Origin of the sequence: Pseudomonas putida (assembly GCF_001976065.1) — a bacterium.
Classification (GTDB): Bacteria; Pseudomonadota; Gammaproteobacteria; order Pseudomonadales; family Pseudomonadaceae; genus Aquipseudomonas; species Aquipseudomonas serbica.
Map to the genome: position 1 here is coordinate 64104 of NZ_MNAH01000002.1, position 14577 is coordinate 78680.

Genomic DNA, 14577 nt, shown 5'->3' on the forward strand with positions numbered 1-14577 from the left:
GTTATTTGTGATCACATATTTGACCCATAAGAACGTCCAATGTGAGCTGACTCATGACTGATCAACCGATCCTCCTGCCCACCATGCGCCAGGTTTCCCGCGATACCCTGCAGGACCAGGTCTACCGTCAGATCCGCGAAGCGCTGATGAGCGGCCGCTTCCAGCCGGGCCAGAAGCTGACCATCCGCGGTTTGGCCGAGGCGCTCGGCTCCAGCCCGATGCCGGTGCGTGAAGCGCTGAACCGCCTGAGTGCCGAAAACGCCTTCGAAGTCACCGAAACGTCCCGCCTGCGTGTGCGCATGATGACCCCCGAACGCCTGCGCGAAATCCGCGACGCCCGGGTCGCGCTGGAAGGGCTGCTGGCCGAGAAAGCCGTCATCCTGCTCAATGACACTGACCTCAAGGACATCAGCCACCTGTGCGACCAGATGCAGCAAGCCGCCGACAGCGTCGATGTGGCCCGCTACCTGTGGACCAACTTTGCCTTCCACCGGCGCATCTACGCGGTGGCCAAGGCCGACCTGACCATCGCGGCCGTGGAGAATTTCTGGCTGCACATGGGCCCCTGCTTTGCGCTGGTGGCGCCTGACAAGGCGCACCTGCAGCGCTCAATGGAAGCGCACAACCGCATCGTCGAGGCCCTGGCCGCGCGAGACGGAGCAGCAGCCCGGGCCGCGGTCACCGACGACATCATGCAGGCGGCTGACTCTCTGTCGCGCCTGATCGTCAAGAGCGACCGTTCACGGTCGTCTGTCTCTGGAGTAAAAAAAGCATGAGCGTTCTCAACCGACTGGTTCCCTATACCGGCCTGCGCGTCCTGATTTCCGGCGGTGCTGCCGGGATCGGCGAAGTGCTGGCGGCGGCTTACCTGGAAGCCGGCGCCAAGGTGCATGTGTGCGATGTCAGCGAGGCGGCGCTGGCGGCGTTCCGCGATCGCTACCCGGACAGCGTGGCCACCCGCGCCGACGTTGCTGACCCGGCGCAGATCGAAGCGGTGTTCAAGGTGCAGCGCGAGCAGTTCGGCGGCCTCGATGTGCTGGTCAACAACGCCGGCATCGCAGGGCCCACCGCCGGGATCGACGCCATCACCGACGAGGAGTGGCAGCGCACCATCGACATCAACCTCACAGGCCAGTACCGCTTTGCCCATCATGCGGTGCCGCTGCTCAAGGCGTCACCCAATGCCCACCTGATCCACATCGCGTCAGTGGCCGGCCGCCTGGGTTACGCCTGGCGCACCCCGTACGCCGCGACCAAATGGGCCATCATCGGCCTGATGAAATCCCTGGCGTCGGAGCTTGGCGAAAGCGACATCCGCGTCAACGCCTTGCTGCCTGGCATCGTCGAAGGCCCGCGCATGGACGGTGTGATCCGCGCCCGCGCCGAGCAGATGAATGTGCCTGAAGCCGAGATGCGCGAGGAGTACCTGAAAAAGATCTCGCTCAAACGCATGGTCACCGCCGAAGACGTCGCCGCCATGGCGCTGTTCCTTTGCTCACCCGCCGCACGCAACGTGACCGGCCAGGCCATCAGTGTGGATGGCAACGTCGAGTACCTGTAGGCGCCTCGACCCTGCCGCAACAACGACCGGACCCATTCCGCGTCGAGTGACCCCCAATAACTTTCTCGTCAAGAACAAGAACGGAGAACACTCATGTCCAAAAAACGCCCGATCATCATCACCTGCGCCGTCACGGGCGCCATCCATACGCCGTCGATGTCGCCGCACCTGCCGATCACGCCGCAGGAAATCGCCGACGCCGCCATCGGTGCCGCCGAAGCCGGGGCGTCGATTGTCCACCTGCATGCGCGCGATCCTATCGATGGGCGGCCGAGCCAGGATGTCGACCTGTTCCGTCAGTTCCTGCCGCAAATCAAGGCCAAGAGTGACGTAGTGATCAACATCACCACCGGCGGCGCGCCGACCATGGGCGTGGAAGAACGCCTGCAGCCTGTGGCACAGCTCAAGCCGGAACTGGCTTCGCTGAACATGGGTTCGATGAACTTCGGGCTGTATGAAATGCTCGACCGCTTCACCGAGTTCAAGCACGAGTGGGAACGGCCCTACCTGGCCGAAAGTGACGACCGGATCTTCCGCAATACCTTCCGCGACATCGCCCATATACTCAATGCCTGTGCCGAGAACCGCACCCGCTTTGAAATCGAGTGCTACGACATCGGCCACTTGTACACCGCCGCGCACTTCCTCCAGCGCGGGCTGCTCAAGGCGCCGATTTTCATTCAGTCGGTGTTCGGCCTGCGCGGCGGCATTGGTGGGCATCCTGAAGACCTGGCGCACATGCGCCGTACCGCCGACCGCCTGTTCGGCGACGCGTACCAATGGTCGATCCTCGGCGCCGGGCGCAATCAGATTCCGCTGGGCACCATGGGCCTGTCGATGGGCAGCCATGTGCGTGTCGGCCTGGAAGATTCGCTGTGGGACGGGCCGGGCAACCTGGCGGCGTCCAATGCCGATCAGGTCAAGCGCATTCGCACGGTGATCGAAGCCCTGGGCGGGCGCGTGGCGACCCCGGATGAAGCGCGGGAAATGCTCGACCTCAAGGGCAAGGACCAGGTCGACTTTTAACAGCGCCCCTCTCGAAAACTCGAAAAGGTTAGTCCGATGACAATAATAAATAAAACCGACGCGCTTTCCGAACCTCGTGATTCGGCGACGTTGAACAGACTGATGTTTGTAAAACTCATGCCATTGCTGATTGCGGCCTACGTGTTGAGCTTTCTCGACCGCACCAACATCGCCCTGGCCAAGCATCACCTGGATATCGACCTGGGCATTTCAGCCGCCGCCTACGGGCTGGGTGCCGGGTTGTTCTTTCTCACCTACGCACTGTCGGAAGTGCCCAGCAACCTGATCATGCACAAGGTTGGCGCGCGGTTCTGGATTGCGCGAATCATGGTCACCTGGGGCTTGATCTCGGCGGCGATGGCATTTGTCCAGGGCGAAACCTCGTTCTACGTGTTGCGCTTGTTGCTGGGCATCGCCGAAGCGGGTCTGTTCCCAGGCGTCATGCTGTACCTGACGTACTGGTTCGGCCGGGAGCAACGGGCCCGGGCGACTGGCTATTTTCTGCTGGGCGTGTGTTTCGCCAACATCATTGGCGGGCCACTGGGTGCCGTGCTCATGCAGCTGGAAGGTGTCTGGGGCTGGCGTGGCTGGCAGTGGATGTTCATGCTCGAGGGCTTGCCGGCGGTGTTCTTCGCCATGGTGGTGTGGAAAAAACTGCCGGACCGTCCAAGCAAGGCGCCGTGGCTGAGCGCCACTGAAGCCCGGCAGATCGAGCAGCAGTTGGCCGCGGAATCGGAGGAGGGCGCCGGTGCCGGTGGTCACTCGCTCAAACAATGCCTGACCCCGCAGATCCTGTTGGCGATCCTGGTCTACTTCTGCCACCAGATCACGATCTACACGGTGATCTTTTTCCTGCCCGGCATCATCGGCAAATACGGCGACCTGAGTACTCTGCAGATCGGCTTGCTGACCTCCCTGCCTTGGCTGGCGGCAGCGGCGGGCGCCATTGCACTGCCTCGATTCGCCACCACGCCGGCGCGTTCCCGGCAAATACTGGTCGCAGGTTTGCTGACCATGGCCGCGGGGCTGGGAATCGCTTCGCTGGCGGGACCGGTGATCAGTCTATTGGGCTTCTGTATCTCGGCGGTGATGTTCTTCGTCGTGCAGTCGATCATCTTTCTCTACCCGGCTTCGCGACTCAAGGGCGCCGCGCTCGCAGGCGGCCTGGGCTTCGTCAACTCGTGCGGCCTGCTGGGCGGTTTTGTCGGCCCCTCGGTGATGGGCTTGATCGAGCAAAGTACCGGCAACGCCATGAATGGCATGAAGGTCGTCGCGATTATCCTGGTGCTTGCGGCGCTTGCAGCCCTGCGGCTGCGCCAGGGGCATGAGCAGAAGGTGGATAAACAAGGGCTGCACGGTCGGCGCCAGGCTGCATGAGGGAGCGCTGAGAAATTGCTGTTCGCCCGGGGTGAGAGTGATGGTTTGCGCGACCTTTCAACCCGGCTCAGCGCCCTGTCTGTTGTAGAGTGTCGAGCAACGACCTGGCCGAACCGGAATGACCAATGTCTCAACGCCGCTCAACATGGATTGCCCTATTGGTAGCCGTCACGTTCTTCATGGAGAACCTCGACGCCACGGTGATCGCTACCGCGTTGCCTGACATGGCCAGGACGTTTGGCGTCGCGCCGGTGGACCTGAACATTGGCATGAGTGCCTACATGCTCGCGGTGGCGGTGTTCATCCCCATCAGCGGCTGGTTGGCCGATCGCTTCGGTACGCGCTGGGTATTCAGTTCGGCGATCGTGTTGTTCACCTTGTCTTCGTTGATGTGCGGGTTAAGTAATAGCCTGGAAACCTTTGTCGCCGCGCGCGTGCTGCAGGGCATCAGCGGCGCGATGATGGTCCCGGTGGGACGCCTGGCAGTGCTGCGCACCACCGAGAAAAAAGACCTGGTGCGCGCCATCTCATTCATTACCTGGCCGGGCCTGGTCGCGCCGGTACTCGGGCCTCCGGTGGGTGGTTTCATCGTCACCCACGCGTCCTGGCCGTGGATTTTCTACCTCAATCTGCCTCTGGGCGTGTTGGCCCTGATGGTCGCTCTGGTCTTGCTGCCCAAACGCGACGACGCCAATACCAGGGCTTTCGATTTCAGTGGTTTCCTGTTGGTGGGCATCGCCAGCGCTGCCTTGTTGTATGGCGTGGAGATGCTCGGGCAAAGCCAGGACGATCTGGTGCAAGGGCTGGCGCTGAGTGGTGCCGGCGTGATGCTCGGTGTTTTTGCCTGGCGCCATATGCGTCGACATGCACACCCACTCCTGGCCTTGGGTGTGACAGGCATTCGAACCTTCAACGTCTGCCTGTGCGGGGGCTCGATGTTCCGGATCGCCATCAGCACCTTGCCGTTTCTCCTGCCGCTGATGTTTCAACTGGCGTTCGGTCTTTCGGCGTTCGATGCGGGGTTGCTGGTATTGGCTGTATTTGCCGGCAACCTGGCGATGAAACCCTTCACCACAGGCGTGATGCAGCGCTGGGGATTTCGTCCGGTGCTGATGCTCAACGGCCTCCTGGGCGTACTGGCGATAGCGGCCTGTGCGTTGCTGGACGAGCGCATGAGCCCGGCGCTGATCCTGTTCATCCTTTTCGTCGGTGGCTTGTCACGGTCCATGCAGTTCACCGTGTTCAACACACTGGCCTTTGCCGAAATCCCCAAGGCGCAGATGAGCGACGCTTCAACCTTGTTCAGCATGTTTTTCCAGTTGAGCATGGCGATGGGGGTGGCCATCGGTGCGCTGCTGCTACGGTTGGCCATGAACATCCATGGCACTCCAGGGCACGCCGAGACGGGCGACTTTCAGCTGGCGTTCCTGTGTGTGGCGGTGATTGCGGCCATTGCCTTGCTGGATAACCTGCGACTGCCGGCTCAGGCGGGGGAGGCGGTGTTGCAGCGTGCGCGGGACAAGGACTAGACAGCGTTGGCTCTGTGCAGGAGCAAGCTTACTCCCACACTTTAGTTTGAAAGTGATATCGCCAAATCAATCGAGGCAATCGGTACATACAGCAAGGTGATCATCGAATACGCTTTACGTGATTTTGCATAAAATGCGCAGACAGGAAGCACAATCATCACGACATCCAGGGCGCCCCAGAGCGCTAACGGCGATGCCTTGAATAAAACGATATTCACGATGAGCCCGAGAAAAAGATAAGTCGACAGCGATAGAAGGGCATAGCGACCATCCTGTTCAAAGTAGACGCGAAGCCCCTGGTGCTCATCCTCGCTTCGGCTTGGCAGCAGTAATGCGGCCGATAGAAAAAGTGATAACGCCAGCAGGACGAGCAATAAAAACTCAGGAAACGAGTACGTTCCCTTTACTTCAGGCAGTGCGTTGACGGCCCACCAGAATTCCAGCTGCGTGGTAAAAAGCATTGCCGCCCAGACCAGCGCAACCCAGTCAGGCTTGGCCACACGACGGATGCGGAACACAGTCAACGCGCCCAGAAGCAGGCGTGTGACGGACAGCCCCAAAATCATCGATAGTACTGTGGCAACGATTGGGAAGTTGCTCATGATCGCTCCTGCGAACTAATGATCTGGCAAGCGTAGACATCACCTCCCAGATCAGGAAAATCAACGTGAGGCCCTCCTGTCCAGAACCCTGAATCTCAAGTGCACGGATGTTCCCTGTTTTTTATGGGTTGTCAGACTCGCTTCGCCGCCGAAACTTTGCATGATCTGCTTGACCATGACAAATCCTATGCCCAGCCTGCCTTGCCGGGTGGTGTAGAAAGACTTGAAGGCCATCATCTCCTGGTGTCGTGCAGATCCACCTCCGGTGTCGTCAATGGTCAGGCTCAGCCACTGACGGGTTTCATCCAGGCTCGCCCGGAGGGTCAGTATTCCGGTTGTCGGCATCGCCTCTATGGCATTGGCGATGACGCTGTTCAAAATCTGCGACAGCAAGAGTGGATGACTGAGTATCGCGGGCGAGGGTTCATGCTTGAACTCGACCTGGATTTTTGAATGACGCAATTGCGCGCTGTAGCTGTCGAGTGTGGCCTGCAGCATCTGTATCGGGTCCACCCGTTCTGCCTCGCCGCGGATCGGGCTCAGGCACAGTAGTAATTCCTGCACCCAGCGCGACATCCGATCCACCTGGCCGACAATATCTTCGATCTGCTTCTTTGCAGGCTGGCCCTCCATGTCGTTCGCCAGCTCTGCGCTTGAACGGATGCAGGCGAGGGGATTACGTAGGCTGTGGGCGACGGCCGTGGACATTTCGCCCAAGCCGACGTAGGTTTTATTGGCGACGACTTGAGCCTCTTCCGAGGCCAATTGAACCGATGTTCGTCGAGCCATCCAGTAGATCCCGAAGTAGAGCAGCAGGCCACCCATCGTGGTCAGCCAGATGATCCAGTGCCCGTGATTCAGGCGTTCGATCAGGTCGAATGGCTCCCGGTAGATTTCAACCACCGCCAGAATGTTCCCCTGGCTATCGGCAAGAGGGATGTAACTCTCGACGAAGAACTTTTGCGGCGGGTGGAGGAATTTCTGCTCGCTGCGGTCCGCATCTACCTGACTGTATCTAGTGGATATCCGTTCTTTGGAGCTGAATGCCTCTTCAAGCTCGTCATTCAAAAAAACCTGCCCCACTAAGTTCCGGTTGGTGGACCAAAGCACGGTTCCACGGGGAGAGTAGATGGAGATCAGGAGGGAATTGGGGAGATGCGCAAGATAATCCAGGAACTCGGAGCTGAAAGGCTGTTTGCGCTGCTTGTTTTCATCTGACGTTGCCTGATGTTGAACGAATGCCCCACCTTCCTCCATCTGCATGGCCGACAGCCCGTGATGACGTATCTCGCCTTTTGCAACGGTCTGGATGAACTGTGCCGACATCAGGGCATCGCGTTCAAGACTTTCCGCGACCAGGAATCTTGTCGACAAAGAACCCAGCCCAAACGCTATCACGCTGATGAGAAGGAAGCTGGTGATCGAAAACCACCGCAGGAGATTGAATTGTTCAGTGGGCGCGATCGAGTCAGCTGTCCTGCGGTGGAAACGCTTATGCAGTACGTCGATTGCCGGCATAGGGAGTACTCCTGGGCATGCTGTGAAGTTCCAGCAACTTCAACCACTCAACCAAGCCCTGCAGTCACAGCATTCTTTATGCCAAAGGTCTATTGCGGCTGACGCACAAGAGGTGTGCAAAGCGGCGCGTGGGGTGGTGCGCCTGGGAACTCGTTCGCCGGGAAAACACCAGGCACCGGGCGGTTTCACAGCCCATATATGGGGGGGATTTCCCCTGGGTGTGGGCGACATGGTCGGTGTCGACGCGCCGCGCGTGGTGCGTAGGGTTCTGTGTAATGGCTTGTAAGAAATGGACGCGGGGACCATGGTCCCCGCTCCGGTGGCTGCAACTACTTCAATCAATCTCTGCGCCGGTCAAGGCACTCACGGCGCAAGACCAGGTTGTTGATTTCCATGCAACGGACCGAGTAATCGTCATCGTAATCTTTGGCTTTAGCTTTGGCCTTGCCGCAATTGCCATTGTCATTGCAATTGCCTTTGCCTTTCTGATCATTGTTGTTTTTCACACAGTTTCTGACGTCACTTGCACTTCCCGCATCATCACAGTTGGAACCGGCAAAGGACAGCGCCGGCAATGCCAGGGATAACAGGAATGTGCACACAGTGGCCGTTACGATTCGCATGATCAAGCTCCTGAGTAGAATGCTTTTTGCCCGCAGCCATAACCTTGAGCCGCTCCGGCTGACTATAGCAGGCCCCGCGAAGGCGGCTCGCCACGCGCCACTGAGGACGGGATCGAACCGGTGGAGCCCTTCGCAGGTCATCACGTCCAAGCGCTCACGCCTGATCCATGGCCTCTGCCAGCCCCTGGTCCTCACCCAGGAAACCACCACTTTGATGCTGCCAGAGTCGCGCGTAAGTGCCGTTTCTTCCCAGCAACTCAGCGTGGGTACCTTGTTCGATGATGCGTCCCTCATCCATGACAATGAGCCGGTCCATGGCCGCAATCGTCGACAGCCGATGGGCGATGGCGATGACTGTTTTACCCTGCATCATTTCATCGAGGCTTTCCTGGATGGCGACTTCGACTTCGGAATCCAGGGCACTGGTGGCTTCGTCCAGTAACAGGATCGGGGCGTTCTTGAGCATCACCCGAGCGATGGCGATACGTTGGCGCTGGCCGCCCGAGAGTTTGATGCCGCGCTCACCCACCAGGGTGTCATAGCCGCTATGGCCTTGCCGATCGCTCAGTTGGCTGATGAAACCGTCGGCCTGGGCACTGGCTGCGGCGCTGCGGACCTGCGCGTCGGTCGCGTCCGGGCGGCCGTAGGCGATGTTGTCGCGAATGGAGCGGTGCAACAGGGACGTATCCTGAGTGACCATGCCGATCGCGCTCCGCAGACTGTCCTGTGTCACCTGAGCGATGTTTTGCCCATCGATGCGAATCTCACCGCTGTCGACGTCATAGAAGCGCAGCAGCAGATTGATCAGCGTCGATTTGCCCGCACCGGAACGGCCCACCAGGCCGATTTTTTCGCCCGGGCGGATGTTCAGGCTCAAGCCGTCGAGCACCTGGCGTTCACCGTTGTAGTTGAAGCTCACCTTGTCAAAGGTTACCGCGCCGCCAGAGGGCACCAGCACGCCCGCGTTCGGCGCATCCTGCACCTTGGGGCCACGGGTCAGGGTGGCCATGCCATCCTGCACGGTGCCGATGTTTTCGAACAGCGAAGTCATCTGCCACATGATCCAATGCGACATGCCATTGATACGCAACGCCATGGCAGTAATGGCCGCCACGGCCCCCGCGCCAACTTCGCCCTGGTGCCACAGCCACAGGGCATAGCCGCCTGCGCCAAGGATCAGCCCGACCACCAGCGCCTGATTGACGATCTCGAACTGGCTGACCAGGCGCATCTGGCGAAAACCGGTGAGCTTGAAATCCTCCATCGCCGCGCGCGCGAAGTGCGCTTCACGGTTGGAATGCGAGAACAGTTTTACTGTGGTGATGTTGGTATAGGCATCTGAAATACGCCCCGTCATCGACGATCGCGCATGGGCCTGTTCCTGCCCGACTTGCCCCAGGCGTGGCACGAAGTACAGCATGGCTAGCCCGAACAACGCGACCCAGGCAATAAAGGGCAACATGAGCTTCAGGGCGAAGCCGCCAGCCAGGGCGATGATTGCAATGAAGTAAACGCCGATACCGGGCGCGATTTCGATGAGGGTGAACAGGACTTCGCGCACGGCCAATGCAGTCTGCATCACCTTGGTGGTTACCCGACCCGAGAATTCATCGGAAAAGAATGAAAGGCTTTGACGCAGCATCAGCCGATGGAAATCCCAGCGCAGCCGCAGCGGCAGATTGATCGCCAATACCTGGTGCTGGACCATGGTGCGCAGCGCCACCAGCCCGATGCTGGTGAGCAACACGATCGCGATACCCCACAGCACTCGACTTTCCTGGCCGTTGGCATTTCCACCGGCCTGCCATGTCGAGAGCAGGTCCACGACCTGCCCAAGAAAGGAAAACAACCAGGCTTCGTAGATCGACACACTGGCACTGAGCAGCGCAAGCGCCAGGACATAACCGCGGGCTCCGCGGGTGCAGGCCCACAGGAACCGCATCAGGCCGACAGGCGGTGGTGGCGCTTCGTCGGGGGGGAATGGGTCGAGCCTTCGTTCAAACACGCCAAGCATTGTGGTCTCCGAAATGATCAGGGTGAGTGGATTCTGCCATTTATCGGGTGTGTTTAGGGTTGCACGGTGTCACTCACATTCACTGCATTGGCCAGAACTTCGCTCTGCACCCGAGTGTCCAGACCCTAACACGGTCCAACGCAGTGCTTGGTCGGAAATGCTTGATGCACCGGTCGAAGGCGAGGCACGACATGACGACGACAGTTGGGGATTTTCTGATTGGGCGACTCAGCGAATGGGGGGTGACAAGGATCTTTGGTTATCCAGGGGATGGCATCAATGGCGTATTCGGAGCGCTGAGCCGGGCCAAGGGCAAGATTGAATTCGTTCAGGCCAGGCATGAAGAAATTGCAGCGTTCATGGCGTCGGCGCATGCCAAGTTCACCGGTGAATTGGGTGTCTGTATCGCCACCTCCGGCCCGGGCGCGTCGCACCTTATCACCGGCCTGTACGACACGCGGATGGATCACATGCCCATGTTGGCCATCGTCGGCCAGCAGGCGCGCACGGCGCTGGGCAGCCATTGATGATCCCGGCGTGAAAGAGGCGCTGGGATTTCTCATGACCCGCGAGATCGCGCACCAGCTGTCGTTCGAAAAAGCCCTGCACTCGATCCAGCCGAATTTCCCGCAAGGCAAGCTGCCCGGCATGCCTGAATTCACCCACGTGTATTTCAACCTATCCCAAGGTGAAGGCAGCACGCGTGGACCGTGGAACCAGGGTGACGACTGGGATTTTGTGGAAGATCCGAAGCCGGCGGTCGATGGCGGTGATGGCAATGCCAGCGTGGCGTTGAGCGTTGACGAAGACGCACTGCTGATGGGCATGAAAGCCCGCACAATGTCTGACCCCGAAAGCAATCCGATCACGGGTGCAGACCTGGGCGCGGGTGTGCAAGGACGTGAAGAAGCCTGATGGATGTCACCGCACGTCTCGCTGGCGTGCGGTGTTTCTCTTTAATTGTTCGAAACAGGAGGTCTCATGTCCGAACCGTCCATACCCGTCAGAACATCCCAGGACATCCTGCCGGGTTTCGGGGTCATGATGTTCTCGATACAGCATTGGGCTGAACGCGATCTTCGTATAAACCGATCAGGGTGAATCCATCGTGCCGAAAATTTTGACCTCTCACCTCGACGAAACCGAGCTGAGCGAGCACAACGCAAAGTTGTTTGGATCGCCCAAAGAACGATTGGATTTTTACCGCAGGGAGATTCAATACGAGACCAGTATCCTGGCCAATCGAACGGATGCATATCTGGCCGCACAGTCCTTTTTGGTGATCGCCTTTGCATCCTGCATGGCCAACCAGAATCCCGAGTGGGGCAAACTGTTCACCCTGGTGGTACCACCGTTTCTGGCCTTGTTTGGGGTACTCAGCTCCCTGAACGCCTGGCCCGGCATACGCGCGGCCTATGACATTATCGATCACTGGTATTTCAAACAGAGCGAGTTGCTGCGCAGTGAGCCGCTGATGGGATTGGCCTACGACGAATCACCTTTGTTTTCGGAACGAGAGTCCACGCACAAAGGCTACCGCAAAGCCTTGTTGTTTTCGGTGCGTACGCCATGGATCTTTACGACGTTCTGGGTACTGCTTGGGGCCTGGGCGATCTTCATTCAGGTTGCAAACCCCGGCGCCTAGGGGAGGGGGAGAGGCCGCACTTTTACAAACAGCTGCCGCCAAAAATAGAAAACCCCTGAAGCCATCAGCATTCAGGGGTTTGGAAGTCATGGTGCCCAGAGACGGAATCGAACCGCCGACACGGGGATTTTCAATCCCCTGCTCTACCGACTGAGCTATCTGGGCCGCGGCGCAATTAAACGTTTTTACGGCGGAGGCGTCAAGCACGAAATCAAAAAAACCTAATGATTACGTGCGCTTACGGCTGCGATTTCACTCGGGCAAGCCAGGACGGATATTGCGATGAGCTGGATCCTGACTACGATTGCGGTACGCCCGGCACATCCATGTTTATTTTGCGCCAGGCGGCTTCGGAAAAGCTGTAGGCGGAAAAGGCAAGCAGCCCCAAAGCCATCACCATTAAAATCAAGGCGCCGGCGGGCAGGTTCTGCAGGGCATCAAGGGCTTCCTTCATGCCCGGGGGATCCGTGGCTTGATACCGGGAACCGCTGATCGCCAGAAGCACCGCTATCTCGATAAACACTACGCCTCGGGCTATCAGTCCGAATCGAGACACCGGGCGTATGTAGCGCATCACATCTTCGTCAGCCTCGAAGTACTTCTCGAACGACGCCTTCCATCCCTTGATGATGTGAGCAATGCCTACACCGAGTGGGATGAGCGCCAGGAGGTAGACCAACAGGTTTGAGTGATCCCAGGACAAAAGATGGGCCAGTAGGTCCCTGGTCTCCCCCCCTGTGGAACTGCCTGAGCTTCTGACGCCGCTAATGAGCAGGCCCAATGCAAAAAACGCCAGAGCGCCGTTGATCAAGCCGCCGGCCAACAAACCTGCTCGAATCACCCATCCCTTGAGGTTCGTACCGTGATGATCGACATCGCGAATGGCTTGCAATATTCGCCACCCTGCGAAGGCAAGCAGACCCGCGACCACCAGCCCCACCAGGACATAACCAAAAGGCTGGCTCAACAACGCCTCCAGGCTTTTGTGACTGTCCTTGGGCTTCGTCGAGTCTTGAGCCGCCAGCAGAGCAAAGATGCCTATGATCAGATACAGAACGCCCCGAGCGGCATATCCGCCCCGAGCGAGTATGACAAGGGTGTGTTGAGCGGACATTGGCGTATTTCCGAGGAGTCATACAAGTGCAGACACGTCTCTTGCGCAGGGGTTCGATAAAGTCGACGCTCTTCAGGTGCTGATAGACCCGCACGCCAGGGATAGTCAACACCGTCGTTCTCAGCCTCACCTTTGTACCGATAAGTACAGGATGAAAAAATGAACAGCGAACGTCCGCGTACCAACGTCGAGCGGCTTCGTATTCCACGCACCATCTGGGCGCTAGGCTTTGTCAGCCTGTTCATGGATCTATCGTCCGAGTTGGTACACAGCTTATTGCCCGTGTTTCTGGTCACTACATTGGGGGCGAGTGCATTGACCGTCGGGGTGATCGAGGGAATAGCCGAGTCGACCGCGATGCTCGTCAAGGTATTCTCGGGTGCTATCAGCGACTATTTGGGGCGGCGCAAAGGATTGTTGCTGCTTGGATACGGTCTAGCGGCTTTGAGCAAACCACTTTTTCCTCTGGCACACTCGGTGGAAGTGGTCTTCACCGCACGCTTTCTGGATCGAATCGGCAAAGGCATCCGGGGGGCACCGCGAGATGCCCTGGTTGCCGATGTCGCGCCACCAGCCATCCGTGGCGCCTGCTTTGGGCTGCGCCAGTCGATGGATACGGTAGGGGCGGTTCTTGGCCCCGCGCTGGCCATCCTGTTGATGTCATGGCTCGCCGATATCCAGCTTGTGCTGTGGTTCGCAGTGATCCCGGCAATCATGGCGGTGGCGCTCATTTTCGTCGGAGTAAAGGAGCCCACGGCTACTTCTGGCGAGCGCGAATTCCGCTCTCCAATCAACTGGCGAGTCCTTCCCGACTTCTCCACTGGCTATTGGTGGGTCGTCATTATCGGAGGGGTCTTCACACTTGCCCGTTTCAGCGAGGCGTTCCTGGTTTTACGGGCGCAGCAGGCAGGTTTGTCGGTCACCTGGGTCCCGCTGGTGATGGTGGTAATGGCAGTTTTTTATACGCTGTCCGCTTACCCCGCCGGCTGGCTGTCCGATCGCATCAGTCGTACGAAGCTGCTGTGCATGGGGATGGGATTACTCATCCTGGCGGATCTGCTACTCGCAGAATCCAGCTCGGTCATCACGATGATGCTGGGTGTTGGGTTGTGGGGGCTTCATATGGGTTTTAGCCAAGGCATTCTTGCCTCGCTGGTAGCCGACACTGCGCCCATGGAACTGAAGGGAACCGCCTTCGGTATTTTCAATCTGGTCAGCGGCGCATGCATGCTGATCGCCAGCGTTCTGGCGGGCGGGATCTGGCAAACCATGGGGTCAGAGAATACGTTCCTCATGGGAGCATTGTTAGCCGCTACAGCACTGCTCTTGCTGTTTGGATCGCCGCGGATTCTCCAGAGACCGAGCAAGGATTGCTGAAACTCAGTCGTTCGACTGCATTATCAAGCGCAGATCGACGCACGCCGTGGCGCTCCAGCCCGATACGATCACCTCAGCAGCGGCCTGGGGATTCATTCAAAGATGCGCAAACGATCCCGAATTGTTGCACCAGAAAACGTTTGCCGCAGAAACGACAAAGCCCTGAATAATCAGGGCTTTGTCGGTACAAA

At 58.8% G+C, this 14577-nt stretch carries 12 protein-coding genes, 1 tRNA gene and 2 pseudogenes; 9 read left to right on the forward strand and 6 right to left on the reverse strand.

Going from position 1 to position 14577, the window contains the following annotated elements; all coding sequences use genetic code 11:
- Positions 1-53: 53 nt before the first annotated feature.
- From BKX96_RS06930 to BKX96_RS06950, 5 genes are all read left to right on the forward strand, one after another.
- Positions 54-776 (forward strand): GntR family transcriptional regulator, encoded by a 723-nt coding sequence (locus BKX96_RS06930; protein WP_046820232.1) that lies wholly within the window; start codon positions 54-56, stop codon positions 774-776.
- A complete protein-coding gene (locus BKX96_RS06935; protein WP_077183198.1) occupies positions 773-1561 on the forward strand; it encodes an SDR family oxidoreductase in 789 nt (262 codons plus the stop codon). Before BKX96_RS06930 ends, BKX96_RS06935 begins: the two co-directional genes overlap by 4 nt.
- Positions 1562-1654: 93 nt before the next feature.
- Positions 1655-2587: a 3,5-dioxohexanoate:acetyl-CoA acetone transferase gene (gene kce / locus BKX96_RS06940; protein ID WP_046820230.1), complete on the forward strand. Its 933-nt coding sequence runs from the start codon at positions 1655-1657 to the stop codon at positions 2585-2587.
- Positions 2588-2623: 36 nt separating this feature from the next.
- Positions 2624-3964 (forward strand): MFS transporter, encoded by a 1341-nt coding sequence (locus BKX96_RS06945; protein WP_077183199.1) that lies wholly within the window; start codon positions 2624-2626, stop codon positions 3962-3964.
- A 125-nt stretch (positions 3965-4089) separates the two neighbouring features.
- Positions 4090-5493 carry an MFS transporter gene (locus BKX96_RS06950; protein ID WP_077183200.1) on the forward strand — a complete coding sequence of 468 codons (1404 nt, stop codon included), beginning with the start codon at positions 4090-4092 and terminating at the stop codon, positions 5491-5493.
- A gap of 41 nt (positions 5494-5534) precedes the next feature.
- Here BKX96_RS06950 and BKX96_RS06955 read toward each other — a convergent pair whose 3' ends face one another.
- The 4 genes from BKX96_RS06955 to BKX96_RS06970 all read right to left on the reverse strand — a co-directional run bounded on the left by BKX96_RS06955 (position 5535) and on the right by BKX96_RS06970 (position 10250).
- Positions 5535-6095 (reverse strand): hypothetical protein, encoded by a 561-nt coding sequence (locus tag BKX96_RS06955; RefSeq protein ID WP_077183201.1) that lies wholly within the window; start codon positions 6093-6095, stop codon positions 5535-5537.
- Positions 6096-6155: 60 nt separating this feature from the next.
- A complete protein-coding gene (locus BKX96_RS06960; protein WP_077183202.1) occupies positions 6156-7613 on the reverse strand; it encodes a sensor histidine kinase in 1458 nt (485 codons plus the stop codon).
- Positions 7614-7951: 338 nt separating this feature from the next.
- On the reverse strand, positions 7952-8236 hold the full coding sequence (locus BKX96_RS06965; RefSeq protein ID WP_077183203.1) for a hypothetical protein: 285 nt from the start codon (positions 8234-8236) through the stop codon (positions 7952-7954).
- Positions 8237-8390: 154 nt separating this feature from the next.
- Positions 8391-10250: an ABC transporter ATP-binding protein gene (locus BKX96_RS06970; protein WP_077183204.1), complete on the reverse strand. Its 1860-nt coding sequence runs from the start codon at positions 10248-10250 to the stop codon at positions 8391-8393.
- A 191-nt stretch (positions 10251-10441) separates the two neighbouring features.
- Here BKX96_RS06970 and BKX96_RS06975 point away from each other — a divergent pair.
- The 3 genes and pseudogenes from BKX96_RS06975 to BKX96_RS06985 form a co-directional block, all read left to right on the forward strand.
- Positions 10442-10774: pseudogene (locus tag BKX96_RS06975) on the forward strand (thiamine pyrophosphate-binding protein); the annotation flags it as partial.
- Position 10775: 1 nt separating this feature from the next.
- Positions 10776-11165, forward strand: a pseudogene (locus BKX96_RS06980) (manganese catalase family protein); the annotation flags it as partial.
- A gap of 193 nt (positions 11166-11358) precedes the next feature.
- Positions 11359-11895 carry a hypothetical protein gene (locus BKX96_RS06985; RefSeq protein ID WP_046820224.1) on the forward strand — a complete coding sequence of 179 codons (537 nt, stop codon included), beginning with the start codon at positions 11359-11361 and terminating at the stop codon, positions 11893-11895.
- A gap of 89 nt (positions 11896-11984) precedes the next feature.
- Here BKX96_RS06985 and BKX96_RS06990 read toward each other — a convergent pair.
- A tRNA-Phe gene (locus tag BKX96_RS06990) sits at positions 11985-12060 on the reverse strand.
- A 133-nt stretch (positions 12061-12193) separates the two neighbouring features.
- Complete coding sequence (locus BKX96_RS06995; protein WP_077183206.1) at positions 12194-13009, reverse strand: DUF1206 domain-containing protein; 816 nt, start codon at positions 13007-13009, stop codon at positions 12194-12196.
- A gap of 159 nt (positions 13010-13168) precedes the next feature.
- Between BKX96_RS06995 and BKX96_RS07000 the strand changes: the two genes are divergently transcribed.
- Positions 13169-14386 (forward strand): MFS transporter, encoded by a 1218-nt coding sequence (locus BKX96_RS07000; protein ID WP_077183207.1) that lies wholly within the window; start codon positions 13169-13171, stop codon positions 14384-14386.
- Positions 14387-14577: the final 191 nt, after the last annotated feature.